This is a genomic window from Halobacteriovorax sp. RT-2-6, assembly GCF_047085025.1.
Classification (GTDB): domain Bacteria; phylum Bdellovibrionota; class Bacteriovoracia; order Bacteriovoracales; family Bacteriovoracaceae; genus Halobacteriovorax_A.
The window spans coordinates 543,469-570,069 of the sequence record NZ_JBKIYH010000001.1 but is presented as its reverse complement, the minus strand read 5'-3'; the positions used below and the strand labels follow the sequence as shown (position 1 = coordinate 570,069).

Annotated in this window: 32 protein-coding genes and 1 tRNA gene; 17 read left to right on the top strand and 16 right to left on the bottom strand. The window is 37.1% G+C overall.

All coding sequences use genetic code 11. From position 1 onward, the window contains the following. Positions 1-66: 66 nt before the first annotated feature. From ACMAYS_RS02630 to mnmA, 3 genes are read left to right on the top strand one after another with little or no spacing between them, the layout of a single operon-like run. Entirely contained in the window at positions 67-1,440 is a 1,374-nt protein-coding gene (locus ACMAYS_RS02630) for a hypothetical protein (protein ID WP_412462684.1), read from the top strand. Continuing rightward, complete coding sequence (locus ACMAYS_RS02625; RefSeq protein WP_103217429.1) at positions 1,441-2,589, top strand: M28 family metallopeptidase; 1,149 nt, start codon at positions 1,441-1,443, stop codon at positions 2,587-2,589. It begins immediately after the preceding gene. 25 nt (positions 2,590-2,614) lie between these two features. After that, positions 2,615-3,760: a tRNA 2-thiouridine(34) synthase MnmA gene (mnmA, locus tag ACMAYS_RS02620; protein ID WP_103217428.1), complete on the top strand. Its 1,146-nt coding sequence runs from the start codon at positions 2,615-2,617 to the stop codon at positions 3,758-3,760. Here mnmA and ACMAYS_RS02615 read toward each other — a convergent pair. The 3 genes from ACMAYS_RS02615 to ACMAYS_RS02605 all read right to left on the bottom strand — a co-directional run bounded on the left by ACMAYS_RS02615 (position 3,749) and on the right by ACMAYS_RS02605 (position 5,303). Continuing rightward, positions 3,749-4,426, bottom strand: coding sequence for a Fic family protein (locus tag ACMAYS_RS02615; protein WP_412462683.1), 678 nt, complete (start codon positions 4,424-4,426; stop codon positions 3,749-3,751). The two genes, mnmA and ACMAYS_RS02615, sit on opposite strands and share 12 nt — an antisense overlap. 14 nt (positions 4,427-4,440) lie before the next feature. Beyond that, entirely contained in the window at positions 4,441-4,980 is a 540-nt protein-coding gene (locus ACMAYS_RS02610) for a hypothetical protein (protein ID WP_103217426.1), read from the bottom strand. Positions 4,981-5,084: 104 nt separating this feature from the next. Continuing rightward, entirely contained in the window at positions 5,085-5,303 is a 219-nt protein-coding gene (locus ACMAYS_RS02605) for a hypothetical protein (protein WP_199177525.1), read from the bottom strand. 245 nt (positions 5,304-5,548) lie between these two features. On the opposite strand from ACMAYS_RS02605, the gene ACMAYS_RS02600 reads away from it, so the two are divergent. After that, positions 5,549-5,881 carry a hypothetical protein gene (locus ACMAYS_RS02600; RefSeq protein ID WP_103217424.1) on the top strand — a complete coding sequence of 111 codons (333 nt, stop codon included), beginning with the start codon at positions 5,549-5,551 and terminating at the stop codon, positions 5,879-5,881. Between the two features lie 245 nt (positions 5,882-6,126). Here ACMAYS_RS02600 and ACMAYS_RS02595 read toward each other — a convergent pair. Next, a tRNA-Leu gene (locus tag ACMAYS_RS02595) sits at positions 6,127-6,211 on the bottom strand. Between the two features lie 133 nt (positions 6,212-6,344). Here ACMAYS_RS02595 and ACMAYS_RS02590 point away from each other — a divergent pair. Beyond that, the gene (locus ACMAYS_RS02590) at positions 6,345-6,992 is read left to right on the top strand and encodes a hypothetical protein (protein ID WP_103217423.1); all 648 of its coding nucleotides are present in this window, start codon (positions 6,345-6,347) and stop codon (positions 6,990-6,992) included. Here the strand turns inward: ACMAYS_RS02590 and ACMAYS_RS02585 are convergent, their stop codons facing one another. The 6 genes from ACMAYS_RS02585 to ACMAYS_RS02560 all read right to left on the bottom strand — a co-directional run bounded on the left by ACMAYS_RS02585 (position 6,993) and on the right by ACMAYS_RS02560 (position 9,579). Further along, positions 6,993-7,634 (bottom strand): NAD(P)H-dependent oxidoreductase, encoded by a 642-nt coding sequence (locus tag ACMAYS_RS02585; RefSeq protein ID WP_392991706.1) that lies wholly within the window; start codon positions 7,632-7,634, stop codon positions 6,993-6,995. Continuing rightward, positions 7,624-8,064 (bottom strand): MarR family winged helix-turn-helix transcriptional regulator, encoded by a 441-nt coding sequence (locus ACMAYS_RS02580; RefSeq protein ID WP_412462682.1) that lies wholly within the window; start codon positions 8,062-8,064, stop codon positions 7,624-7,626. Before ACMAYS_RS02580 ends, ACMAYS_RS02585 begins: the two co-directional genes overlap by 11 nt. Beyond that, on the bottom strand, positions 8,064-8,540 hold the full coding sequence (locus ACMAYS_RS02575) for a glutathione peroxidase (protein WP_103217420.1): 477 nt from the start codon (positions 8,538-8,540) through the stop codon (positions 8,064-8,066). Before ACMAYS_RS02575 ends, ACMAYS_RS02580 begins: the two co-directional genes overlap by 1 nt. A gap of 101 nt (positions 8,541-8,641) precedes the next feature. Continuing rightward, complete coding sequence (locus ACMAYS_RS02570; RefSeq protein ID WP_103217419.1) at positions 8,642-8,935, bottom strand: hypothetical protein; 294 nt, start codon at positions 8,933-8,935, stop codon at positions 8,642-8,644. 36 nt (positions 8,936-8,971) lie between these two features. Further along, complete coding sequence (locus tag ACMAYS_RS02565) at positions 8,972-9,202, bottom strand: hypothetical protein (protein WP_412462681.1); 231 nt, start codon at positions 9,200-9,202, stop codon at positions 8,972-8,974. 107 nt (positions 9,203-9,309) lie between these two features. Then, on the bottom strand, positions 9,310-9,579 hold the full coding sequence (locus tag ACMAYS_RS02560) for a hypothetical protein (protein ID WP_146037814.1): 270 nt from the start codon (positions 9,577-9,579) through the stop codon (positions 9,310-9,312). Positions 9,580-9,702: 123 nt separating this feature from the next. On the opposite strand from ACMAYS_RS02560, the gene ACMAYS_RS02555 reads away from it, so the two are divergent. The 5 genes from ACMAYS_RS02555 to ACMAYS_RS02535 all read left to right on the top strand — a co-directional run bounded on the left by ACMAYS_RS02555 (position 9,703) and on the right by ACMAYS_RS02535 (position 13,969). After that, positions 9,703-10,620, top strand: coding sequence for an alpha/beta hydrolase fold domain-containing protein (locus ACMAYS_RS02555; protein WP_412462680.1), 918 nt, complete (start codon positions 9,703-9,705; stop codon positions 10,618-10,620). Between the two features lie 153 nt (positions 10,621-10,773). Further along, complete coding sequence (locus ACMAYS_RS02550) at positions 10,774-11,379, top strand: hypothetical protein (protein ID WP_103217415.1); 606 nt, start codon at positions 10,774-10,776, stop codon at positions 11,377-11,379. 49 nt (positions 11,380-11,428) lie between these two features. Then, the gene (locus ACMAYS_RS02545) at positions 11,429-11,851 is read left to right on the top strand and encodes a thioesterase family protein (protein ID WP_392991712.1); all 423 of its coding nucleotides are present in this window, start codon (positions 11,429-11,431) and stop codon (positions 11,849-11,851) included. 101 nt (positions 11,852-11,952) lie between these two features. Further along, positions 11,953-12,615: an ATP-binding cassette domain-containing protein gene (locus ACMAYS_RS02540; RefSeq protein WP_392991714.1), complete on the top strand. Its 663-nt coding sequence runs from the start codon at positions 11,953-11,955 to the stop codon at positions 12,613-12,615. After that, positions 12,602-13,969: a hypothetical protein gene (locus ACMAYS_RS02535; protein WP_392991716.1), complete on the top strand. Its 1,368-nt coding sequence runs from the start codon at positions 12,602-12,604 to the stop codon at positions 13,967-13,969. Before ACMAYS_RS02540 ends, ACMAYS_RS02535 begins: the two co-directional genes overlap by 14 nt. Positions 13,970-14,005: 36 nt before the next feature. On the opposite strand, the gene ACMAYS_RS02530 is transcribed toward ACMAYS_RS02535, so the two are convergent. The 6 genes from ACMAYS_RS02530 to ACMAYS_RS02505 form a co-directional block, all read right to left on the bottom strand. Beyond that, the gene (locus ACMAYS_RS02530) at positions 14,006-15,046 is read right to left on the bottom strand and encodes a hypothetical protein (RefSeq protein WP_103217413.1); all 1,041 of its coding nucleotides are present in this window, start codon (positions 15,044-15,046) and stop codon (positions 14,006-14,008) included. A gap of 111 nt (positions 15,047-15,157) precedes the next feature. After that, complete coding sequence (locus ACMAYS_RS02525) at positions 15,158-16,552, bottom strand: L-serine ammonia-lyase (RefSeq protein ID WP_392991718.1); 1,395 nt, start codon at positions 16,550-16,552, stop codon at positions 15,158-15,160. Between the two features lie 37 nt (positions 16,553-16,589). Next, a complete protein-coding gene (locus tag ACMAYS_RS02520; RefSeq protein WP_412462679.1) occupies positions 16,590-18,104 on the bottom strand; it encodes a hypothetical protein in 1,515 nt (504 codons plus the stop codon). 72 nt (positions 18,105-18,176) lie between these two features. Further along, positions 18,177-18,434, bottom strand: a complete 258-nt coding sequence (locus ACMAYS_RS02515) for a hypothetical protein (RefSeq protein WP_412462678.1) — start codon at positions 18,432-18,434, stop codon at positions 18,177-18,179. A gap of 85 nt (positions 18,435-18,519) precedes the next feature. Next, on the bottom strand, positions 18,520-19,134 hold the full coding sequence (locus ACMAYS_RS02510; RefSeq protein WP_412462677.1) for a 3'-5' exonuclease: 615 nt from the start codon (positions 19,132-19,134) through the stop codon (positions 18,520-18,522). Further along, positions 19,106-20,140 carry a trypsin-like serine peptidase gene (locus ACMAYS_RS02505; RefSeq protein ID WP_103217408.1) on the bottom strand — a complete coding sequence of 345 codons (1,035 nt, stop codon included), beginning with the start codon at positions 20,138-20,140 and terminating at the stop codon, positions 19,106-19,108. The genes ACMAYS_RS02510 and ACMAYS_RS02505 overlap by 29 nt, the downstream gene beginning before the upstream one ends. Positions 20,141-20,263: 123 nt before the next feature. Here ACMAYS_RS02505 and queA point away from each other — a divergent pair, with 123 nt between their 5' ends. The 7 genes from queA to ACMAYS_RS02470 all read left to right on the top strand — a co-directional run bounded on the left by queA (position 20,264) and on the right by ACMAYS_RS02470 (position 26,598). Beyond that, on the top strand, positions 20,264-21,328 hold the full coding sequence (gene queA, locus ACMAYS_RS02500; protein ID WP_392991726.1) for a tRNA preQ1(34) S-adenosylmethionine ribosyltransferase-isomerase QueA: 1,065 nt from the start codon (positions 20,264-20,266) through the stop codon (positions 21,326-21,328). A 6-nt stretch (positions 21,329-21,334) separates the two neighbouring features. Beyond that, a complete protein-coding gene (gene tgt, locus ACMAYS_RS02495; protein WP_103217407.1) occupies positions 21,335-22,453 on the top strand; it encodes a tRNA guanosine(34) transglycosylase Tgt in 1,119 nt (372 codons plus the stop codon). A 27-nt stretch (positions 22,454-22,480) separates the two neighbouring features. Further along, complete coding sequence (gene yajC, locus ACMAYS_RS02490; RefSeq protein ID WP_103217406.1) at positions 22,481-22,822, top strand: preprotein translocase subunit YajC; 342 nt, start codon at positions 22,481-22,483, stop codon at positions 22,820-22,822. A gap of 2 nt (positions 22,823-22,824) precedes the next feature. After that, positions 22,825-23,148 (top strand): twin-arginine translocase TatA/TatE family subunit, encoded by a 324-nt coding sequence (locus ACMAYS_RS02485; RefSeq protein WP_103217405.1) that lies wholly within the window; start codon positions 22,825-22,827, stop codon positions 23,146-23,148. A gap of 122 nt (positions 23,149-23,270) precedes the next feature. Beyond that, positions 23,271-24,980, top strand: a complete 1,710-nt coding sequence (gene secD, locus ACMAYS_RS02480; protein ID WP_103217404.1) for a protein translocase subunit SecD — start codon at positions 23,271-23,273, stop codon at positions 24,978-24,980. Between the two features lie 15 nt (positions 24,981-24,995). Further along, on the top strand, positions 24,996-25,922 hold the full coding sequence (gene secF / locus ACMAYS_RS02475) for a protein translocase subunit SecF (protein WP_103217403.1): 927 nt from the start codon (positions 24,996-24,998) through the stop codon (positions 25,920-25,922). Further along, on the top strand, positions 25,909-26,598 hold the full coding sequence (locus tag ACMAYS_RS02470) for a hypothetical protein (RefSeq protein WP_103217402.1): 690 nt from the start codon (positions 25,909-25,911) through the stop codon (positions 26,596-26,598). Before secF ends, ACMAYS_RS02470 begins: the two co-directional genes overlap by 14 nt. Positions 26,599-26,601: the final 3 nt, after the last annotated feature.

The window sequence follows — 26,601 nt, the reverse complement described above, 5'->3', positions numbered from 1 at the left end:
GGATAAAGTTTTTGATAAATTTAAATTTACCCTGTTTAAATTTCTAAAATCACTTATAATTTAATTATGCAATTTGCTAAGAAAGATATGAAAAAAGAGAGGATTATCGTCGGGATGGATGGCGGTATTGACTCGGCCGTTACTGCGCTGCTTTTAAAAAAGCAGGGGCATGAGTGTATTGGAGTCAATATTTCTTTTTTTGAAAAAATCACTAGTGAAGATGAAGCTTTACTGGAGCAGTTTAAAACAAAGCTTACTCCTGAAGGGCAATTGCTAGAAGAGCTAAGGGGCGATGAGGAACAGTTAGAGGCCTTTAGACAATATGAGAAAATTTCGTGGAATAAGAAGATCAATAGTATTTTTAGTCCTTGGGCAAGTGAATCAGAAGAGAAAATCAGGGATATCTGTCGACTAATAGGAATTCCTTTTTATGTTACGAGTGCTTCTGGAGCCTTTGAAGAGCGCGTTATTTCTAAATTGTTAGAGAGTCGTGTTGCAGGTATTTGGTGTAATCCAACAATTGATAAAGCAACTCTCGTTCTTGAGACTCTCTATTCAAAATTATCTGTTCTTAAGGCCACAAAGATTGCGACAGGACATTTTAGTAAGGTAATCCCCGTTCAAAATCGATTTGTGCTAAGTGCACCAAACGATACTGTCAAAAATGACTGTCATCTCTTAACTCAGGTTAGTAATGAGGTAATGTCTCATTTGAAACTTCCTTTGGCAGATCTAAAGACTGCAGAGGTTGATAAGATTGGCCAACTTGTGGATTCAAAAACAATTTCACGAGTTGAACTTGAAAAAAGAGCAGTACTTCGCTCACAAGTTTATTCAAATGAAGAAATTATCGAGTTAACTGATCGTTATATTGCTCGAAGTTTTATCAAAGAGAACACTATCTATCTTCACGATGACGATAGTGTTGTTGGTGAGCATAAAGGCCAGCATCAATATTATCTTGGACAAACACAGTATAAAACTTTTGATAACAAACCAAAGCTTCCAGATAGTAAAATTGTTTCTATCAATATGTCTCGTGGTTTTATTTACGTTGCAAAGGCAAAGGAATTAACGTTTGAGCGTATCGTTGGCAATCACTTTGTTAATTATGAAGTCGTTGACACATCTAGGCCTGTGGAATGTTATTGTCGAATTAGCTCGACAGGTAAAGGATATAAAGGAAATCTCTATATTTTAAATAATGGAAATATATATTTTGATCTCGATGACAAGTCAGAAGGCATATTGTTTAGAGGAGATCATTTTATCTTTTTAACAAAAAATGGACCAAGTGCTAAGGTAATTGGTCACGCAAAAATTTTTCAAACTGGACAATTCATCGATGGTGAATTCTACCGTCTACCGCTAAATAAGAAGCAAAAAGAAGAGCTTGAAGAAGCGCAATCTCGTCCGAAAAAAAGAGAACTAGGGTTTTAAATGAAGTATTTTATTATTGCATTATCGATGTCACTTTCTGTGACAGCAAAAGAATTTAAAAATTTTAAAGACACGTATAAACTTTCTAAAAGTAAAAGGTCTCCTAAGAAATTACGCTCTCTTTATTACGCCGTATCTAAAAATTCAGAAAAAGATATCGATACCCTAATTAATAGCTTTGTTAAAGAGACAAGACCTAATCGTTTTGTGGGAACTAGTGGTCATAAAACGGCACAGGATTATATTATTAGCTATATTGAAACCAATGTTCGAAAAACAAATACATCTCTTAAGACAATTAAATTTGTTCCAGATGTTGAATATGCAAAATCCCTATTTAAAAAGGATTTAGAGGCCACAAAAGATAAGCTTAGTCCAAAAGATTTACGAAAGTGGCAAAAGCTTACGAATGAAAGAGTTCAGCAGGTGGATGGCCTTAAGTCTGTTAATGGATACAATATTGTTTGGGAAAAGAAGGGGCTAAAAAATCCTCAAGATGTTATTGTCATCGGGGCCCATTACGATACGGCCGCTTATGATCTAAAAAACTTTGCAGTTGTAAATAAAGGACGTCAACCAGGTGCTGATAATAATGCTTCTGGAGTTGTTGCGGCCTTGAGTTTAATCAATATTCTTGCCGAGCTCGATCTTGAAAAAACAGTTCGAGTGGTTTTCTTCGATTATGGTGAAAATGGATTCTTAGGTTCATATGACTATGTAAAAAACCTAAATCTTGAAAAGGGCATCAGGGTCTATTCTTATGTAGAATTGGTTATGCTTGGTTACGATACTCTCACTCAAGATAAAGAGCAGAAGCTTGGGAATATGAGACTCTATTATTCTCCTGCTAGCTCTGGTCTTCATAAGGCCGAAAAGTCTATTGCTCAAAGATTCTATACGAAGTCTTCCGAGGGGACATTTCGTGTGGATTTTAGCATCACGCCATATGATTTCGTCTACGGTGATAATACGTCATTTCAAAAGTTTAATATCCCAAGTGTGGTCTTTACCCAAAATTGGGAGAGTGATTCAAATGCTTCTCGCATCCATACTCCGGCAGATCATGTGAACGCACTCAATATTAAGACTTTACATCACGCCACTAACAATATTGCTATGGCCATTGCTTCATGGGCACTAGACCTATAACCCCTAAATGTGCTAAATAAGGCACATGGAAAATGTAGGTAACGGTAAAACAGTCATTGTCGGAATGAGCGGAGGAGTCGATTCTTCTGTATGTGCAGCTTTGTTAAAAGAGCAAGGCTATAACGTCATTGGCATGTTCATGAAAAATTGGGAAGAGCAGGATGAAAACGGAAATTGTAAAGCATCTCTAGAGTTTGAAGATGTTGTTGCCGTTTGTGAAAAGCTTGATATTCCATACTACTCTGTGGACTTTGTAAAAGAGTATCGTGACAACGTATTTGCAAACTTTCTTGAGGAATATGAACAGGGCTTTACACCTAATCCTGATATTCTTTGTAACCGTGAGATTAAATTCAAAGTTTTCTTCAATAAGGCCATGGAGCTTGGTGCAGATTTTCTTGCAACTGGGCACTACTGCCAGACAAAGAAGATTGACGGTAAGTCTAAACTTATTAAAGGCCTTGATAATAACAAAGATCAAACTTACTTTCTCTACACAATCAAATCAAAAGTTCTAGATAAGGTTCTTTTCCCAGTTGGTGCCATTGAAAAGCCACAGGTAAGAGAGATTGCAAAGAAGTATGACCTTATTACTCATGATAAGAAAGATTCAACAGGAATCTGTTTTATCGGTGAGAGAAATTTTAAAAACTTCCTTTCAAATTATATCCATATCAAAGAAGGCGACTTCGAACTTCTTGATGGAACTAAAGTTGGCCGCCACAGTGGTAGCGCCTTTTATACAATTGGCCAGAGAAAGGGCCTAGGCCTTGGTGGGCCAGGTGAGCCTTGGTTTGTTGTTGGTAAAGATACTGAGCGCAATGTCGTTATCGTTGAACGCGGCGAAAAACACGGTGCACTTTATGCTGACTATCTTACTGCCACAGATCTATCTTGGGTTGATGAGGAATTTATGCCTGAAGTTGGAATGAAGCTTAAGGCCAAGATTCGCTATCGTCAAAAAGATCAAGAGTGTACGATCACTGAAGTTTCTGAAGACTTTGTTAGAGTTGACTTTGATACTCCTCAGCGTGCTATTGCCAAACGCCAATCAATTGTCTTTTATACGAATTTAGAAGGTGAGGAAGTGTGTCTTGGCGGTGGAATGATTCAAGAGGCCGGGCCAACTTATTATGAGCAAGGTATTGAGCTGCCAGACTCAAATCTCTAAGACAATTTCATAGCTTCGCTTTATTGCTTTTAAGAAACTAAGAAATTTATCTTCTTTGTTCACCTTCCTATCCTCAAGCATTTGGGCCACATGAGAGCGTACACTCGACTGGAAGCATATAGGAAGCTTTCCGTTTTGCATGAGTATGTAATCAGCGCATAGCCTTGAAGTTCGGCCATTTCCGTTATCAAAGAAATGAAGACTTACGACCCATTGATACAGGTGAAAGGCCTTCTCATAAAAGCACATATCGACATCATTCAACAGGTTATCAATAAGGAGCACTTTTGCTTCCTTTAGATACTGTGGCCTTATAAACTCGATACCACCCCCGTAGATAGGAGTTTCTCTGATTTGTGAATTCTTAGCATTGTAGATGGAGTTAATTTTCGTGATGATCTCAAAGCTTAGCGTCTTTTCATCTTGTATACATTCGCTGATGTAACGATTGGCCTCATCCCATCTTGCTAAGCTATTATCAATTGCTCTTGAAGCAGTGTTTGAAGAGAGCAGACGAGATTTAGCAAGCTTGGCCCAATTAGGATTCATCGATGCAATTAAACGAATCTCTAATTGCTCGATCTCACGAATAACTTCTTTAAAAACATCCCCTTGAGATTGATCAAGGGGAGTTAGCAAATATTCTAGAACTTCTTTTGAATTCACAAATTTATTTCTACTTACTTAGTTTGAACGAAGAAAACGTCTTCATAATTATTTTGTGAAAATACATTCTTAAGATTCTTAATGAGAAGAACTTTCTCACCTCCGATATTCTCAAGAATCATTTCTGTATTGGCGTAATCACTTTGGCAATTAAGTGATGAGTCACAGTTATATAGCTTGAACCTTTTACTTGTTAAACGATCAACACGGTAGTCATTTTCAGAGCTCAGGATATATCCATCTTCAAATACTTGATGGAGAACTAAAAAATACTCCATTTTTAATTCATCTTCAGTATGAGTCATCGTCTCATCGCTATTGTCTCTAATTTCGATTGCCCATTTAAATTTACGATAGTGTTTAGTGGCATCGTTTAGTTCATCGTTATATGTCCAATAATGACCGTCGAAAGACTTATTAGATTCAAATGATAAATTGGCCAAAGTTTCATAATTTGAAAGCATTTGTGTTCTGACTTCAGTAATCTCTTTTGCTTGTAGGTTTGCTACAGGGTTCATCATAATTAATGACGTTAATAGGATCTCTTTTTTCATTTTGCACCTCACATACTTGATTGATGAGGCTTATATATGATGTTTTTATTTATATTAGAAATAATATTATGGAATAGTTGTTATACTAATTTGATATATGTCGATTACCACAGGCTTGGGTCATTAAGATCGTCTAATTTACTCTTTTTCTTCTTCAAGTGTTCTTTTTGTTCAAAGAAGCTGCAATCCGAGCCACTTGATTGGCGAACGAGGATGTAAGGCATATTTGTGGATTTCATATTAAATTTACGACATCCACGAGGAGCGTCCTTGTCCCAAGTACTAAAATAATATTTGCATTGCATACAGTTGATTCTTTTCACTCCAATATTGTACCACGCTCATGATATCTCGCAAGTTGGGGACTAAATAAAATATGACTAAGTGTTTGATATTGCGAGAGAAATTTGTCTAATGAACACCTTGCCTGACCAAATAATTGACGTTCATTTTTTGTAACCTTCCAAATTTACATAGCTTATCCCAATTATTCTTGGCCTAGGTTATGCTTTATAAATAGCGACGGCAATTGAACGCTATAAATGCTTATTATGAGGAATTAAATTTAATGAAACTAATTGATACAAATCCACAATCAGAAAACGATGTTCTAGTGATGTTCCCTGCTGCTAAAAATTTTCCAGTAGAAGAGGAGCGCACAGCTAAAGCACCAACGCCTCTAAATAAGCTTATCGAAGAATTCGAAGAACAGGTCGCTTTACAAAAAGAACAAGAAAAAAGACCAGTTATGAATATCCCATCTAAGGAGGGGATTGAATCTATCAAAACTCGCCGCTCATGTAATACGGCCATTGAAATTCGCCTTGCTGCCCTTGAGGAAATTGAGCAAAGACTAAAGTTCTATCTTGAAGATATTGGGACTGCTAAAAGAAAAGTTTAAATAGAGAAGGCGCGGCTTTCGGTTAGTTGGCAAATACGCGCTGGACTTGGCCGACTCTCGGCTCCTGCTTCTGTAGCTCTCTTTGTGGTATGCTCTGGCCTTGTTCTTCGGGGTCTCCTGACCCCTCGAATTTGTTCGGCATCAATTTGCCATCGTGGCAATTGACGCCTCCAAAACCATCAAGCTACGCTTGCTTTTAATTAAGCAGTAATATACTTCGAAAAATGTATGGGAGTTTGAATGAATGGTGCCTAGAACTGGACTTGAACCAGCAAGCTCGAAAGCACACGGCCCTCAACCGTGCGTGTTTACCAATTTCACCACCTAGGCACATTGAAATCACTTGAATTCTTTAGATATATTAATCACTTAGAATTTGATTGGCAATGAAAAATCTTGCTCGATATTGACCCGCTGTGGCATCGTCCAGTAAACTAGTTCAGTGAGGATTATTCTAATATTTGTGCTCTTTGCACTATCATTTACCCTGAATGCTAAAGAGTATACGAGGCCTATTGATTACGCTGAGTATACAGTTGAGATTAACGCTCCAATTGAAGCTGTGTGGGACTATAACTCAAAAAATGAACACGCACGTCAGTGGTCGACCTACTTCTATAAGATTGTCTCTTGCCCAAATTCGCAGTGTCCGTGGAATGAGAAGTTAAAGCAAAGTGATATTGGTTTCACTCGACGCTGTTATCGAAGAGAGAGTGAGCAGGGGACTTTTTGGGACGAAACGACAACAATGGTTTCAAAAAGTGAAAACGAATACTACAAGCAGATCAGGGCCTATAACTTCAACGAATTTATGGATTTTATGAATTACAACGAGAAGGGAGAGTTTCTTGTTGAACAATTTTACAAGAAGCTTGGTGACAATAAGACGTCATTAACTTTTCGCTCTGGCTATATTCGTCGCCATGAACTTGCAAGTGCTCCGTCAAAATTTGAGTTCTTTTTATGGGAACAAATCTTTCACTTCATCACTAAGCGAAGTGTAACGAATACTTTTAAATGGAATCTTGAAAATATTAAGGCGCATATTGAGCAGGGTGAAAACTATAAGAGAATCCACCCGTATAGCTCAAATGATGCTGATTTTTATTAATTAGATTACTTTGAATACTTCATCAAAAGAGAAACGTACTTTTTCAAGATCCTTGTACTTGTCTTCATCTGATCTATAACCAAGCGCTACTGTTCCAAGAGTTTTATACTTTGTCCCTTCAAGCCCTAAGATCTTATCGTATTCTTCTGGAACGATCCCTTCGATTGCACATGTATCAATACCTTGAATGGCCGCAGTCATTAGAAGCTGTCCCATAGCAATATATGTTTGGCGTTGTGACCACTCTGGAATCGTTTTTGAACGTGGCCCATCAATTAATGCCGCCTTCATAACATCAAAATATCCTTGTAGACTTTCACGTTCTACATTTCTTTGCTCAGCAATTGATTGCACAAACTTTTCAACATATTCTTCATCTAACTCTGTAAGGTAAGCAAGAACAACGTAGTGAGAGGCATCAGTTACTTGAGATTGGCCCCAAGAGTGCTCTCTAAGCTTTTGGCGTGTAGCCTCATCATTTACTAAAATGAACTTCCAAGGTTGTAGTCCAAATGAACTGGCCGCAAGTCTTAAAGATTCATTTAAAACGTGTAAGTCCTCATCTGAAATTTTTTTTGTTTTATCAAAAACTTTTGTGGCATAACGCCAATTAAGTGCTTTTATAATTTCTTCATTTTTCATGTGTACTCCACTGGTTATATATTTTATCTGCTTCAGCCTTTAGCTTCTGTATTTCTTTTAGATCAACATTATTTGAACAAAGAAGCTTTTGCGGAATTGATTTTGCTTTTTTCTTTAGTTTCTTTCCACTTGTCGTTGTTGTGATATAGACAATCCTTTCATCTTCAATACATCTCTTTTTCTCAACTAGGCCCTTTTCAATGAGGCGCTTAATCAGGGGAGTTAGAGTCCCGTTATCAAGAGAAAGCTTTTCTCCAAGCTGAGACATATTCACTTTGTCAGTTTCCCATAAGGCAAGCATGACAAGGTACTGTGGATATGTAAGATTGATCTCATCAAGATATGGCCTATATTGATTAGTAATGAGTTTACTAAGTCGATAGAGGCTGAAACAAATCTGATTGTCGATTAATAGAACTTCATCATTCATTATTTAAAGCTCTTTTCGATATCTTTTTCTAAACTTTCTGGTTTATCAATTGGTGCATATCTCTTAACAGGATGGCCTTCACTATCTACTAAGAATTTTGTGAAATTCCATTTTATTTTCTTGCTACCAAGTAGTCCTGGTAATTCATCTTTAAGATATTGATATAGTGGGTGTGTGTTATCTCCATTAACATCAATTTTTTCAAAAAGCGGAAATGAAGTTTTGAAAGTTAAGTCACAAAATGATTGAATATCCTCTGAGTTTCCTGGCTCTTGTTTGCCAAATTGATTACATGGGAAGGCCAAGATCTCCAGTTTTCCTTGATACTTATCGTATAGCTTTTGAAGTCCTTCATACTGAGGAGTAAAGCCACACTTACTTGCTGTATTTACGATCAATAAGCTTTTTCCCTTAAATTCAGATAGTGATCTTTCATTACCTCTAATATCAATAGCTTTGTAATCATAAATACTCATTTCAATCTCCTTTGATTTATTTGATAAGTAATATGTATCACAAAACTATATTGTGCACAATCTAATTGTAAAAAATAAGATATTGAAAAGATTTCAATATCTTATTTATATTGACGATCATATAGAGGAGGTCTGGCATGGCGCTCCATGTATTCATTTCCTCTGTAATCATCATCATTCATTTCTTGTATTTCTTGCTCAGACGCTGGATTTCTCTGTTTCTTCTCTTCACGAGATTGTTTTCGGTCCTGAGTTGCATTTTGCTCCTCTCCGTGAATCAATCGCTGAACTGAAGGATCATTTTCATCAACAATGGCAGTATAGCGCTCTCCATAAACTTCAAAGCCGAAAGCAAGAATTGCAAGTGTGATTATAATGTATGTGAGTGTCTTCATCTTATAACTCTTTTTGCCTCTCTTTTAACCTTGCTCTTACTCGTAGATTAAGTAGTGCATGTTGTTTAGAGAAGCATCTGCTTTTGCATCGCTTGAGGCAGGTGTACGCTCCATACGATGCTTCATTTTGGATTTCTTATCCTTTTTCATTTCTTTACTCATTTGATGACTTTCTGTCTTTTTTGACTTTCTCTCGCCCTTATCTCTCATTGCAAATGTAGACGTGCTAAGCAGTAGAACGATTAAAGTCATAGGAATCAATTTCATATCATACCTCTTGTTTGTGTTTAGGCTTTTCTAAGCTCTTTGGTTGATTATGAAACTGTACTTTGGTTTTTTTATGTAATTATTGTGGAGATTGTTTGATATTTTTTTTACTTGAATGGACGCTTATATTTTCCATCACTATCATGAGTATGACCATTTTCATCATCGCTTGGAATGCTTGCTGGATAGCGACTACGTTCATATTCTTTTGGGATTATTGGGCCCATTCCGTCATCATCAATTTCAAAGATTTTTGCCTTCAAATCCTGTGTCTGAGTCTTATTAGGCGACTGTCCCTCTATAGCTAAGGTGTCGTAGGCACTTACTTTTACGGCCATTAATATAGAGAACAAAACGAGTAAGGATATTGCTTTCATTGGCCTTGTTACCTTTCTTTGATTAAAATGCTGATTATAGTTTTACTAATTTTAACTATCGGAATTTTATTTATATACTTTATTTAATAAATACTTTTCCTTGTAAATGTAATGGGTTAGACCTTGTCCAAATCAATAGCTGAATTCATTCATCAAAAACGACTCTCATCAATGCAATCATTCTTTGATGTGGGAATTAAACGCTTCTCTCGCATTACGCTGGATGAGCTTCGTCGGGCCATGGATCTTATTGAAGGCGAGTATAAGAATCTTGTCAATTGCTCTATTCAAAAGCTCAATGACCATACTTGCTTAGTTTGGGGCGAGCCTAAAACTCATTGTATTATTCATCTACACTCAGGAGGCTATGTTACTGGCCATGAATATACTAGTGCTCAATTTTGTCAGGCCCTTTTCGATTTCCACGAACACACTTCCTATATCGTTTGTCCTGATTACCCTTTATCTCCAGAATCAAGTATTCCTGAAATCACAAATTGGTGCCTCGCTCTTTTAAATGATCTTCATCTTAAAGGTATAAAGAGTTTTACGTTAACTGGTACTTCTGCTGGTGCAAATCTTGCGACATTAGTTACATTGGCCAATAATCATTTAGGTAGTAAAGCATTTAAAATCTCTGATTTACATCTCTTAACAGGTCATTATCAAAGTGATTTTGAAACGACGTCGGCAAATCGATACGAGAGTGGCGAAGAAAGTGGTTTATCTAAATCAATGCTTTTAAAGCTATTGGATTATGCAATCTCAAATCGTGAAGTGCATATGAAAGACCCTGCGATTTTTCCTCTTTATAGTGATGAGCTTGAGGCCCTTCCTAAAACAATTATCTATGCCGCTAAGTATGATGTTCTCTACGATGACAGTTTAATGTTTTATGAGAAGTTATTGAGAGAAGGAGTTGATGTAACTTTCAAGGAGTTCTCACATGGATTTCATGCTTGGTCGAATCATATCCTTGAGAATGAAGAACTTCTAAATTATGCAAAAGCAAAAATCTTCACTGAAATCGAAGATTCGTAGATTCCTGATTTATCTAATCTTTCTCAAATAAGCTTTATCGAGATGGCCACTTTAATGGCCATAATTTTGACTTATAAGGATTCAAAAGCACGATAAATAGGTGTATTTAGAACATTTGTTGAGTAGCGATAAACTCTTATTAGAGAGGATTTTATGAAAGCTCAATTGGGTTTCTACAGACGTCACTTAGCATTAGGAGAGTTGGTTTCTTTCGAGGGCCTGCTTATGTTGGTTACGTTAATTTCTCTTTTCTTTTTTATTAGTCTTGCGCTTCTAATTACTATCGTCTTACTTGATTATATTCCTTACTCACCAAATGTAAGCATTGTGCTTGTTGTTTCACTATTAGTATATCAGCTTCGATTTACTGGCGATTCGCGAGAGCTCTTTGGTGATTTTCTATTTCCTACTAAAGCACTAAAAAAGTGGTTTGAAAGAAGCTTTATGATCTGCTGTCTTTCACTCATTATTTCCTTCTTCTGTCTTTCTATGCTCAGGTACTTTCGTTATTCATCAATGAATACACAGCAGCTCCTTTCGTATTTTCATATGGCAAAACCTGTCTATGCTTTTGTTTTTATCAAGCATCGTCCAAATGATTTTTTAGCTTATTATGATAAAGGAATGCCTCTGGATAGAGACTTCCGTTGGCTTAATGACCAAGTGCTTATTAAGGCAATGGTCGTTAATAATAGGCATGAGCTTTTGGCAAAATTTCTCTCTAAGAAAGAAGGATATAATATTTCTTCGGCCCAATAGTGAATTCTTATATCTTGTGTGAGTAAGTTTAATTAGTTAAAATTTATCCATGGCACGTATAAAATTATCGACACCTCAAAGAGAAGCTGATTTTAAAACTAAAATTGAGCTAACAATTAACTTCGTCAATTATGGAAATCATATGGGAAATGATGCTGTGGCAACACTTTGTCATGAAGGGCGTCTGCGCTTTCTTAAATCCCTTGGTCATGATGAACTAAATTGCTTTGGTAAGTCACTCATTCAAGCTGATGCTGCTTATATGTACCGTGGAGAGGCTTTCCATGGGGACGTTTTAGAGGTTGAAATGTTTGTCGAAGATATTAGTGAGTACGGCTTTGACCTTCTTTATAAATTCACATGCGGTGATCGTCTTATCGCTTATGCTAAAAATGGCCTAGTCTTCTTTGACTATGAAGAGCGCAAGCTTGCCAAGGCCCCACAGGGTTTTCTTGACCACTTTAAGAAATAGGCTGCCTATAATTTGAGGAAGTCATACCACGCTAATTAGTTGATTTTTGTATCTACTTGAACCACCAGTACAATTATTATTTATAATTGAATGGAGGGCATATGGACGCTTATTTAAATAGTCCATTAGTTGAGATTAAGAACTTAGATTATACTTTCCCTGATGGCGAAGTTATCTTTAAGAATGTTTCCTTAAAAGTTGGTGCCGGTGAGTTTGTTATTTTACTGGGAAAGAATGGTTCCGGTAAAAGTACATTTATCAATCTTGTTCTAGGTGCCTACAATCCACTAAATGGTCATGTGAATGTTTTTAATATGGCCCCAACACACAATCGTTCAAAGATCTTCAAGAAAATGTTCTTTAACTCACATGATTTTGATTTTGATGAAAACTCTCGTGTTGGTTTCATCTTAGATAATTATCGAATTCTTTATCCTGATTATGATATCGATAAAGAAAAAAGACTATTAGCTGATTTTGAGTTAGATCGAGATAAGTGCATTCATGAGCTTTCTACTGGAATGAAGGTTCGTGTTCAAATCATTGCGGCCATCGCATCTGGAACACCTCTTATCCTAATTGATGAGATTACTGCCGTTCTTGATCGAAAGGCACGTAAGATGTTAGGGGAGCTTTTATCAAAAGAGTGTGCATCTGGGCGAAGTGTTGTGATGGCAACAAATATACCTGAAGATACGACATTAAACAGTAATAGAGTTCTTACAATTAGGTCTCATGGGATTGTCGATTATGAAGCAGCATAGTGTTCTTGGAAATCTTGTTATTAATAATATCAAAGAGAATAAGAATGTCTTTTTTCTTAAAACTCTATTCTTTCTTCTTTGTCTATTTTCATCTTGGATTGTTTATTTAAAATTTGAACTAAATATTCTACCAATTGCTGCATTTTCAGTTATTTTTATTTCGATTGTTTTAAATAAGAGTCGTTCTCAGACCATTAGGTCGCCGCATAAGTTGACTGGGAGTCTATACAATTTAACTCTACCAATCAGTCTGTTTCACAAAATGTTGCTTCAAGCTTTTGGATTTATCTTCTCTTATTTTTATAGCATCATAGCAGGTCTTTATATGGCCAATTACCTTTTATTAAATTCTTCTCAAAACGATATGAAGGATGAAAAGGTTATATTATCTACTATCCTATTATTTATATTTTTTGCTAATTCATTTATTGTAAGAACTTTTGCCTTTCAAGAGCGTCATCAATTTAATCGACTTTTTAGAAATCCTCTTATTTCTTTAACTAATATTCCTTTTTTATTTCTAAATATTATATTTATTGGTACTTCAATGCTTCTCCTAGGTGTTTTTATTTCTGAAGATAGTGCAGTTTGGATTTTACCACTATTTCTAAGCTTTTTTATCATTCATACATTTGTAAGAGTTTATAAAGATGATAGGCCATATAACGAGCATAAGAAGTTTCGCTTATTACAAACAAGTTTAAAGAAGCAGCTGATCCTTAACTTAAAGCTCTCATCAAGTCTTGGGATAGGTACTGTTTTACTTTTCTATTTTATCTCAAGCTTTAATCACATAAATTATAATTCATATATCGTTTATTCTGGATTTGGATTTATTAAAGAAGCAAAATTCATAACACTTTTAAGAGATAAAGATTCGAGTAAGTTTATTAAATATTACGATAGTGGAATGCCTGATGATAAGCAGTACGCATGGCTGAATGAAAAGGTCGTTTTTGATTTTGCGACAAGGTTTGATCGAAAGGATATTATCCTTCATCTTCTTCCTAGTAAGATTTCTGAATATGATAGTTATATCTGTAAATTAAATGAAGACAAAAAATGTCACCCAGGAAGTTTATTAAACTTTATGGTGGTTATGAATAGCCAGAAGTTTCTAACTTATCTCTTAAAGAATAATGAGTATAAAATTGAAGATCACACTCTTAGTCATAATCTTTTAATGGCCGCAAAGGATTGTAAGGGAAGGTCTATTGCATCTATTCTAGATTCAGACTTAATAAAAAATGATAAGGATAAGAGTGAGCTTTTTAATACCTTAGGAGAGTCAAGTGAGCCTGAGTGTAAGAAAGTGATGAAAGATATATTAAGTAGAGCATATCTTAAAAAATAAAAAAGGCCTCAAACGAGGCCTTCTCTTTTATTTGAATTAATCGATTTTTTGAATTTGTTGAATATATTCTCTGTACTCTTGAATATTATCATTTTGAGCTTGAATATTATCTAGCTCTGGAAGTTCAACGTTATCGAAGATATTTTTAACTTTCTTATCGATCTCGTGCTTAACACCAATTGATAGAAGGAAGTCATAACACTTAAGTGCTTCTTCGATCTTCTTATTCGCTTCATGCATCGTTGCTGCATTTGAAGTTTCAAAAGTTGAAGGAAGTTCTAACTTACCAAGTTTTCCACCTGAGATAACGTGAAGAAGTCCTGGCCAAAAAGATGCTTCGTCAGCATCCATAGAGTCATTGATTGCAAGAGCAAGAATGATATCAATACGTGCTTTTAAAAGCGCGATTGAAATTTCACGGTTGTGACCTGCTACGATATATTCTTCTGACTTACTTAGTGTTGCACCTTGAGAGTCTTTAATAAGTGCATCTTTCATAAGTGTGTACATCGACATTTCAGCAAAACCATTATTTTTTGCATTGAAAGTTTGACGGTGGTGAACCTTGTGAAGGGCCGCAGCTACAGCATAGAAAGATTGCTCGTAGTTACGTTTTTTAAGTGACCACTTTCCTGTATGGATAGGAGTCATCTTACCTTTCTTCATTGCTTTTTTAACGTTGAATTCGCCTTTAATATCTGTTTCATAAACAGAGGCCATATTCTTGTAAAACTCTTCTACTGCATCATAGAAAAGCATGTCACGAATTTCTAAATTATCGTAAGGCTTAATTCCTGTATAAAGGTTATATTCAAATGCCATAAAGAATTTTGCAGCATTTGTAAGCTTTTGACCCATTTCAATATTGTCATTTAAGATAAGTGCGAAAGCATCACGTCTTTCAACTGAAGACTGTGCCGAACGAAGCTGTGAGTATAGTTGTGATGTTGTATCACTCATACCGTCAGTCGTCTCACCAAGCTTATCCATTTTTTCTGGCATTTTGATGGCCTCTTTAACTTCCTTACAACCTGTAAACAGTGTAAGTAGCATAAGAGGAATTAAGAATTTTTTCATGACTCTCTCCCTAATTTTCTATATAAAAGTAGGTCTTTGTATGATGAGGGTCACTAAAATGAAAGTGTTTATCTTGACGTGTGAAAGAAGTAACCTGTCTAACTAGCTGAATTAACACTCAGTGACGTTAACAGCAAGGCCTCCACGGCTTGTTTCTTTATACTTCGTTTGCATATCAGCACCAGTTTCTTTCATGGTTTTGATAACTTTATCAAGACTCACAAAATGACTTCCGTCCCCACGCATGGCCATTCTGGCCGCATTAATTGCTTTTACTGCACCCATCGCATTTCGCTCAATACATGGAATTTGCACAAGGCCACCGATTGGATCGCAAGTTAGTCCTAGGTTATGTTCCATTGCAATTTCTGCGGCGTTTTCAATTTGTTCGTTTGTTCCACCAAGTACTTGTGCAAGCCCTGCTGCCGCCATTGAGCAAGCAACACCAACTTCGCCCTGACAACCAACTTCTGCACCTGAAATCGAAGCATTCTTTTTATAGAGAATCCCGACACAACCGGCGACTAAAAGGAAGTCCACAACTTTATCAATTGAAGCGTCCTTAACAAATTTAAGATAGTATTTAATAACTGCTGGAATAATTCCGGCCGCTCCATTTGTTGGTGCTGTCACAACTTTTCCACCAGAAGCATTTTCTTCGTTAACAGAAATAGCAAAGAGATTTACCCAATCCATAATCGTTAGGGGATCAAGGTTCTTCTCACAGTCTTTTTTCGAAAGAGCTTCGTATAACTTCTTTGCTCGTTTATTTACTTTAAGGCCACCTGGAAGTTGTCCTTCTGCTTTAAGGCCCCTACTTATGCAATTATCCATTGCCTGCCAAATTTCTAAAAGGCCTTTATTAATCTCTTCTTCACTTCGCCATGATGTTTCGTTTGTCTTAATTAAATCACAAATTGAAATATCATTTTCATTAGCGATTGCTAGAAGTTCATCTCCACATGTGAATGGATATTTAACCTTGCTTGTGTGTTGAGAGAAAATATCGCCTTCGTTATTTTCGCCTTCAGCTACGATGAAGCCACCACCAATTGAGAAGTAGACTTTCTTATATAACTCACGTCCATCTTTATCGATGGCCTGGAAGCACATTCCATTCGAGTGGAAGTCGAGAGTTTGTTTGCGATGGAATAAGATATGTTCACGTGGAATATAAGAGATCACTTTTGCGTTATCTCTACCTTCAAAGAAAGTAAGCTTTTCTTGGTCGTGAGCTAGATTTAAGATGCGATCAATTTGATCTGGGCAGATATCTTCAGGAGTGTAACCACTAAGTCCTAGAATGACGGCCTTGTCTGTGCCATGTCCTTTACCTGTTAAGGCAAGAGATCCATAGAGTGCTGTCGAAACGACTTGCGTCTCATCAAATAAACCCATTGAAACGAGTTTATCCATAAATTCTTTAGCGGCCCTCATAGGCCCTACTGTATGCGAGCTACTAGGCCCAATTCCGATTGAGTAGATATCAAAAACACTTAAATTCATGAGGAATTTATATCAGATGATTATGATTTGAGCTAGCCTAGTTCCACTTATCTTCAAGATATGTATGAATTGTGTTCACTGTTGCTGCATCAGGTGGATCATTAAAGAGCATAAATTCCATAACATCACCGTTAAAATAGCCACCATTTCCACTAAGAGATCCTGTATGGGTGTAGCTATCACTAAGGTATGAACCTAAAGAGATTGCCCCCGAGTGAGCATATAGGAGTGAAGTTGAAGTTGTAGAGCCGATTGAGCTTCCATTTATATAACAAGTGAGATCACCATTAGGCCCGGCCGCTCCCGTATAATTTGTGTAATCAAAAACCCAAGTAATATGATAAATGGTATTTATTGCTATCGGCGCGCTGACAGAAATGAATGGCTGGCTACCGTCTCCGTCATCGTTTATATTCCAGAATCCACAGTACAGATTTCCGCCTTGAATATAGATATTCATTCCACGACTGGCCCCGCCTTCCTCGTAGATAATTTGCAGACTTGTGATATCGGCAGAGGTCTCAATAGACGCTGTGATATTTCTTTGATTAGTCGTGGCCGTATTTAGCTCTGCATGGTTTGCAACAGTTAGATACTGATTAGTTCCATTAAAAACAACATGATTATCGACGCCATCAAAAGTTGGAGCGCCTCCATTTTGATAAAAATTATGTGTATTGGCACTACCGGAAATATCAAGCCAATCTTCGACAACTCCATTGAATGCACCATTGCTCGCAATTTTTCCCGTGTTGTCTAGGATGGAGCTTAAGTCGCTAGCATCTAGTCTTGCAACCATATTAGGGAGGGATGTTGCTGGATTGAAAACCTGAAAGGCCACTGAGTTTTGTGTGATACTTAGACCTGCACCATCAACTGCCCTCAATGAGATATAGTAATTAGTTGCTTCATTAAGTGAGAAGCTAGCGCCATCAACACCACTAACTAGCTTATAACTTGTAACATTGCCGATGTTGATCCAGCTCTGAATATTTGTGAAGCCCGGATTGGTTCCGATTGCAATTTCATAATGATCGATTTGGCAGTTATCTGTTGCTGCTACCCAAGTTGTTGTCGTAGACGATGCGGCCGTGGCGTCATCTGCTGAAACGTCTGGTGTACCAACAGCACTTGGTGCCGTGTTGTCCCAATAGAAGCTAGTGCTTGCTAGAGTCGTCGAGGTTTGTGCTGTTGCACTTACTGCACGCACCGAAGGGTAGTAAGCTTGGCACTCTGTTAGTCCAACAAGACCTGTGTGCGTGTAATTTGTTACTGTGCCAATATTTGTCCAGGCCGTATGCTCGGAACCAGCCGATGTTGTTCCTAGAGTGTAGTCGATATGATCGAAACTTGCTGGATTAGTCCATGAGACTGCTGGAGCATTTTGCGGTAAGGCGCCCGTAATCACGGCCTGGGCCGTTGAAATTGTGCTGGGAGCCGCCTGACCAACAGGAGCTGCCTGGATACCATCTGCACCTTCTGCTCCACCTGAGCAAGAAGTTAGGATGAGGCCAAGAGATGTTAATATTATTGCGGACTTAACAAGTTTCATTCTAAATAAATTATAGAATGAATGATCTTTAATTAATTTAGGAAATAATTTACCTAGTTTAAGTTGTTGAAATTACTTACCACGAGAGTCCGGATAGATGCAACGGTCTCCACAATGTTCTTCGATGTCCTGCCATTTGGGATTTTGCTCTAATTCGTACTTATATTTATAGATCTCTTCAGATGATGGCCTTCGAATTTTTCGTTCATCTTGATTGGCCGCTTCTTCATAAGGGTTTGTTGTTCCAAAGCTATCCATACGGTATGGGCCGCTTTGATTGTCTGAGTCTTCTTGTGCATAAGCACCAGAGAATAATAGTGATATAGTCAATATCCTTAGAAGTTTCATACAGTCTATCATTACCAAAGAAGATGAATCTTTAATGAAAGACTGTGAATAGAAATTCTTATTTATTTTAGTCTTTCGTATCAAGGGCCTGATAGAGCTTTAATGAAATCCAAGCATCAGTTGCAGCGTAGCGAATTTGGGCATCTGTTAATTTGTTATTTTCCCAATTTGTTAGCTTTGCCTTCTTAGAGATTTTCTTCTCTAAGAGAATTCCCGTTAAGGACTGTAGACCAAGAGTAATATAGCCTTGCGCTTTTGCAAGGTCTTGAACATCGACAACGCCTTTTGCGTTGATATGGTATTGCTTCTTAAGATCACGACAATCGTCTTTAACCGCAACCCCTGTTTTAATTAGATTCTCGTCTTCTAAATATTCGACTAGATAGTCAGGGCATTGAATCTTATTTAAACGAAAAAGGAAGCATTCATCTTCAAATGAAACTTGAATAAGACTTATGCGAAAATTGTCGGTCTTTTTAAAAGAAGGCCTTGATTCAGTATCAAGGCCCGTGCAATTGTATTTTTGATTTAATTCTTGAAATCTTTTAGAAATATCTTGGGCCTTTTGTTCAGTATCAATTAAATGAATCTGGCCCGTGTAATCAATCATCTCGAAAGAGTTGATTTCTTCTTTAGTAATTCTAGCTTTAATATTATTCGTATTCTTCTTCGTATTCTTCAATGACTTCTTCCACTTCTTCTTCGCTCTTAGCGCCTTCTTCAAAGATATAAGGCCCTAAAGCTTCTTTTAATTTGTAATCAGTGTAAGCAGAGACAACTTTTGTAACAGTTTCGCCACTGCCTCCAAGTGGAGATGATTGACGTTCACACTTTCCACCTTGCTTCTTACATACGTTTACTTTATAGCAACCTTTGTCAAAATCAAAGGCATAATCGATTTCACCAGCTACTAATATACCAATAACCTCATCTTTCTTATTTAAAACAGGAGATCCTGAGTTACCTGCAAAAGTATCGAGGTCTGTGATGATCTCTTTGCTGTAAATTGGGTTTGAGATAACCTTGGCTCCGTCTGCAACTTTAAGAGGGAGTCCCGTAGGGTAGCCGGCCACATAAATATCTGTACCTTTTGCTGTTGCATTCGTTGACATGTTTAGAGTTAGTGGCTTCTTATCTGTCGCTTCTCGTTCAAGTTCAACAACTGCATAATCTAGTGTACCTGTGTAAGATGCCGCTACAACGCGCTTACAACCATAAACGTCATTCTTTTTAATTTCTAATTGCCCATCTTTATTTACTGATGTTGAGTTATAATTGAATACCCATTTATTATCTCTACACTTTGATGTAACTTGGTCAGAAACTTCTGTTCCACCTGAGATCATACAGTGTCCGGCCGTCATAAGAAGATTCTTTCCTATTAAGAATCCACTACAACTTGCAATCGTAGGCTGATCTCTAAATCTCATGTCACCACAAGTAGGGTAACCTCTATGGTATTTTAATGTAGGAAATCTAAGAAGTTTTGTATCTGCAACCTTTCCTTTTTCATCTTTCAAAAAAGCATAGCTTGGAACCATTGCTGCAACACTATCAACTAGGAATTCTTTATTTGATTCGTGAACATCAACTCTGTTATCGTTTCCATAAATAACTTTATTAATGGCCATCGAATTTGTTGAAAGTAGCGCTGAAAATAATGCGATTTGCGTAAGATTTAACTTCAAATTTCCCTCTCTTTTGCTTTTTGTAAGTTTTTGCAGTTTTCTTTACATTTGAATATAAGAAAGTTGTGATTTGAAAAACTTACATGATGACGATTACCTAATTTCACGTTACTATCGGGACCTATGAATCAAGTAAATAAAGTAAATAGAGACGATTTGCAGCTGTCATCTTACGACTACGATCTGCCTAAAGAACAGATTGCTGAGCGCCCAATTGAGGGACGTCATCACTCAAGATTATTAGTTTACAATTGTAAAACAGATACAATTTCTCATCATAAGTTCAATGAATTAATTAACTTTCTACCGAAAGAAACAACTTTGGTTTTAAATCAAAGCAAGGTCTTCCCTTGTCGTCTAAAAGGTCACAAGGAAAGTGGTGGTAACGCTGAAGTTTTCTTTCTAACTGTTGAGGCCGATGATAATGGCCACTACCGTGCACTTGTGAAAGCGCGTGGCAAGAAGAAGGCCGATGACAAGTATATTTTCGCTAACGGTCTGACGATTTCAATTGTCGATAATATTGAAGGTGAGTTCTTGATCGCTCCTTCAATTGTTGGCAATGATCTTATTGACTACTTAAATGCAAATGCACTTGTTCCAATTCCTCCTTATATTCGTGGGGGAGAGTCAGACGAACAAGATAAGAAAGATTATCAAACGGTCTTTGCCAATGAATTAGGAAGTGTTGCTGCTCCAACGGCCGGACTGCATTTTTCTGATGAGCTTTTAGAGCAGATTAAAAGTCAAGGCCATGACATTGCCAAAGTTACTTTACATGTTGGTCTTGGTACTTTTGCTCCAGTTAAAGTTGATAATTTAGAAGATCACAAAATGCACTCTGAAAATTACTTTGTTGATAAAGTTAATTTTGAAAAAATAAAAAATGCTAATAAGCGCATTGCCGTTGGGACGACGAGTTTAAGAACTCTTGAAACAATTTGGCAAAATGGAGTCGATAATTATACTCCGGGAGAGATGAAGGATACTTCAATCTTTTTACACCCTGGAGTTGATGTGAAGAGTATTGATGGTTTGGTAACTAACTTTCACCTTCCTAAATCAACGCTACTTATGCTTGTGAGTGCGCTAATTGGCCGAGAGAAAACATTAGAGATTTATAATATTGCAGTTAAAGAGGGATATCGTTTCTTTTCATATGGTGATGCGATGTTAATTTTAAGGTAAGTGAATATGATTAAAGTTGAAGGTTATAGCGGTAAGGCCCGCGCAACAACAATAACAACAGAGCACGGTGAGATTAAAACACCAATTTTTATGCCTGTTGGAACTCGTGCATCTGTTAAGTGTATGTGGCAAGAAGATCTTTACGAGATGAATGCTCAAATCATTCTTGGTAACACTTATCACTTATACCTAAGACCTGGGCATGAGCTAATTGAAAAAGTAGGTGGCGGCCTTCATGGTTTTATGAATTGGGATCGTCCAATTCTTACAGACTCAGGTGGGTTTCAAGTATTTTCCCTTTCAGACATTAATAAGATCACAGAAGAAGGAGTAACTTTTTCTTCACATATTGATGGGTCAAAACATCTAATCTCTCCAGAAAAAAGTATGGAGATTCAAAAGGGCCTTGGCTCAGATATCGTCATGGCATTTGATGAGTGCCCTAAACTTCCTGCAACGAAAGAAACTCTTCGCGAGAGTATGGAGTTAACTCTTAGATGGGCCAAGCGTTGTATTGATTATAAGCTTCGCGACTACCAAAAACTTTTTGGTATTGTTCAAGGTGGCCTACATCATGATCTTCGTACTGAGTGTATGCAGCGCCTTGAAGAAATGGACTTTCCTGGTCTTGCTCTAGGTGGACTTTCGGTTGGTGAAAAGAACGAAGAGATGGTTGATTTCCTAAATGGATTTGTTCACACTATGCCTGATCAAAAACCAAGATACTTAATGGGTGTTGGAAAGCCTCTTGATATTCTTAATGGGATTCGCGCCGGTATTGATATGTTTGACTGTGTTCTTCCAACAAGGAATGCACGTAACGGACAATTTCTAACACACGATGGACCTCTTAATATTAAGAATCTTCGTTTTAGAGAGGATACACTTCCGCCTGATCCAAGTTGTGATTGCAAAGTTTGTAAAACGTATTCACGTTCATACATTAGACACCTATACACAACTGGAGAGTTTCTTTCTGGTAACCTGATCACTTATCACAATCTTTATTTCATGATTAAGATGACTCAAGATGCACGAGAAGCAATTCTAGCGGATAGGTTTGACGATTATTATAAAGAATTTTATAACAGATACACTTCACGAAAATGGGCCTCAGGCCAATAAAGAAAAAATAAAAGTTAGGAGAAACAAATGTTACAACTTTTTATATCAAATGCTTATGCTCAAGGTGGCGCAGCTGCTGCTCCAGCTAACTCAGCGATGAACTTTGTTCCAATTATTGCTGTTGTTGCTATTTTTTATTTCCTTGTTTTCAGACCACAAAAGAAACAAATGGAAGAAGAAAAGAAAATGCTTGATACACTTGAAAAAGGTAATCGTGTTTACACAAAATCAGGAATCTTTGGTACAATCGTAGGGATGACTGAAAAAGTTGTGGACCTTGAAGTTGCTGAAGGTACACGTATTAAAATCCTACGTTCACAACTTGGTGGACTTGAAGAAAGTATCCTTTCTAATAAAAAAGAGGCGTAATTATGTTTGGTGGCTTTGGAGCTGGTGAGTTACTTATTATTTTAGTTTTTGCCCTGATTTTTATCGGGCCTAAAAAACTTCCTGAACTTGCAAAAGGTTTAGGTAAGGGACTACGCGAATTTCAAAAGGCCAAAGATGATTTAATGGATCACGTCAACGATGCTGCAGAGACCAATTCTCACAAAGAGGAATCTGTGGCATCACAAATCACAGAGTCACCAGAAGCTAGCGTTGCAGCGCAAGGTGATGCCGAAATTAAGAATTCTAATAATTCTGAAGAAGAAAAAGACCAAGTAATTGAGTCGGAAAAATCAAAGCAATCGTAAGTTTTTGAAATTAATATTCTCTTAATATTGTTTTTAAGTAGTTAATCTCATATAATTTTTGTAGTTTATTTAACTCAATTATTCGAGAAAACCAAAAGAAACCCAAGGATTAGGAGAATCTAATGAGAAGAGGCTGGTGGTATCGCTTCGTATTTCTACTTATCGTAGCGATCATTTCAGGTATTTCGATTGTACCTACTGCATTCAATTTTAAAGAAACGGACAATTTTCCAGTTAAGTCTAAGATCAACTTAGGACTAGACCTTCAAGGTGGTCTATACATGATCTTAGGAATTGACTTCAAAAAGGTCTACAAAGACGAGGTTAAAGGATACGCGCGCCGTTTAGAATTTAGCTTCAAAGACAAAACTGGTAACGGTTTTGAGATTGGTGACCTAGATTCATCTGATGAACTGGATCCACGCCAAGAGATTATCCTAGGATCAGCTACTGATGTTGAGACACTAAAGGATATTATTCATGAGCAATACAATGGATTCTTAAGAGTAACTAAGGATACTGGAAATTCAATCTCTGTTGCCTTAACGAAAAAAGTTAAGACTGATATCGAAGATCAATCAGTAAAAAGATCAATCGAAGTTATTCGTAACCGTATTGATGAATTCGGTGTTACTGAGCCAGAGATTATCTCTCAAGGTAAAGACCGTATCGTTGTTCAGCTTCCAGGTGTTAAAGATATCGAAAGAGCAAAAGAGCTAATCGGTAAAACAGCTAAGCTTGAATTTAAAATGGTAAACTCTGAAGTTGCTCCTATTACAATTCAAGGTTGGGTATCAAAAGCTAAAGAGCAAGGTGTTGATTATAAGAAAGGTGACAGGTTCTCTGACTACGTTTCTAAAGTTAACGAAATCGTTGCTTCTGATCTTCCAAAAGGTCACGTTCTAGCATTTGAAAGAGTTACAAACGCTAAAGGTGATATCCTTCAGCTTGTTCCATACTTAATCGAATCTGTTGCTCGTCTTACAGGTGAAGACCTTGAAGATGCGAGAGTTCAATTTAACCCACAAAATAACAACAACCCAGAAGTAGGACTTAACTTTAAGTCTCGTGGTGCAAAAATCTTTGCAGATGTTACTGGTGAAAACGTTGGACGTTTAATGGCGATTACTCTAGATGGTAACGTTTATTCTGCTCCACGTATCAATGGTAAAATTGCTGGTGGCCGTGCAACGATCTCTCTTGGTGGTAAGAGTTACAATGAGCAACTTAAAGAAGCAAAAGACTTAGCTCTTGTTCTTCGTGCTGGTGCTCTTCCTGTTCAGCTTGACTTCCTTGAGCAAAGAACTGTTGGTCCATCACTTGGTGCTGACTCAATTGATAAAGCAAGATTTGCTGCAATCATTGGTTGTGTTTTAGTATTTGGTTTCATTCTTGTTTACTACAGAATCTCTGGTGTTTTCGCTGTTACAACACTTGCGCTAAACGTTCTTATTATTCTAGCTATGCTTGTTGGTCTTGGGGCAACTCTGACTCTTCCAGGTATTGCAGGGATCGCTCTTACTGTTGGTATGGCCATTGATGCCAATATCATTATTTACGAGCGTATTCGAGAAGAAATTCGAAATAACGTTGGTTTCTATAAAGCTGTTGAAAACGGATTTAACTCTGCTTTCTGGACAATTATTGATGCAAACATCACGACAGCTCTTGCTGGTATCTGTCTACTAAACTTTGGTACAGGTCCAATTAGAGGTTTCGCTGTTACATTATTAATTGGTATTTTTGCAACTGTTTACACTTCTTACTTTGTTTCAAAGCTTTTCTTTGAATTCTATATGAATAAAGTTGAAGGTCAGGACTTAAGCATTTAAGGATTGGAGTTTAAGATGTTTGAAATTATAAAAAGTAATACAAAATTCAATTTTGTTAATAAATTCGGAGTTGCAGGGGTTATTTCTGCACTTCTAGTTATTGGTTCTCTTGTTTTAATCGGTACTAAAATGAAATACGGGGTAGACTTCCGTGGTGGTGCTGAGATCCAAGTTAAGTTCCAAAAAACTGAAAACCTAGACGAGCTTCGTCGTGAAATGAAAGCCGCTGGTTTCAACGGGGTTACAATCCAAACGATTGGTGAGCCTCAAATGAATGAATATCTACTTAAAGTTAGTGCAAACGAAGGTAACCTTAATGAAGTTACTGAAAAAGTTTCTCAAACTCTAACAACTAAGTACGAAAAAGATGGTGTTGAAATCAGAAAAGTTGATATCGTTGGTCCAAAGGCCGGTGCTGAACTTAGAAAATCTGGTTTCCTAGCAATGCTTTGGGCACTTCTTGCAATCATGATCTACGTTGGTCTACGCTTTGACTTCAAATACTCACCAGGTGCAATTGTTGCTCTTTTCCACGACGTAACTATCATTCTAGGTGTATTTGCTCTAACTGGAACAGAGTTTACTCTTCAGACAGTTGCTGCAATCCTTGCGGTTATCGGTTACTCGGTGAACGATACAGTTATCGTTTATGACCGTGTACGTGAGCATGAGCAGAAGTTTGTTGGACGTGATATTAAAGAACACATCAATAATGCAATTAACGAAACACTATCAAGAACAATCCTTACTTCTGGTACGACACTTTTCGTATCGGCAACGATGTTCTTTGTAGGTGGTCTTGCAATTCGTGATTTCTTTATGGCAATCACTCTTGGTGTTGTTGTTGGTACTTACTCATCTAACTTCGTTGCAGCACCAGTTGTACTTCTATTTGATAAATTTAGAGGGGAGCAGGCGAAAACTGCAGATGCAAACGCTTAATTCAAAGTTTAGTTTTATTAAATACTTAATTGCCCTGTGTGTACTTCTTAGTACACATGGGGTTTTTGCATATGGAGATGAAGATTACGATAGTCGTGATAAAACATCTTCATCTCAAGACGTCGAAAATCTTCAAGAGTCAATTGAGACTCTTAATCAAGAAATTGAAAAAAATGGTGGGCAAGGGGTTAATATTGTCTCGATGCCAACACAAGGCCTTACTCTTAAAAATGGAAAGGCCGATCCCGAAATGATGAGACGTGCAATTAAGATGATTAATGCACAATTTAAGAATGTTCCTGATGCACAAGTGGCACAAATGATTCGTGACAGTGCCTCTCAAAACCAAATGATGCAATTTTTTACTAATAGCGATAGGTTTGTAAACTTTGCTGTTGGTCTTGTAAAAGATGATAAGGCACTGCTTTACTTATTTGAGTTAACTCAAGATAAGGATGTGCTAAAGCTTGCTTTAGGCGCTGTGATCTTTCTTTTCATTCTAAGCTTCTTTCTTAAGAGAGCCTTTATCAAAAAAGATGAATTCTTTGTCTTTCGCTATGTAAAGTCGCTCATCTTCTTTGTTTTTTCGACTGGATTCAAAGCAGGTGTTCTTTACTTTATTTATAAAGATTACTTAGATCCAAGTGTTGATGTATTCATTAAAAGAGTTCTCTAGTTT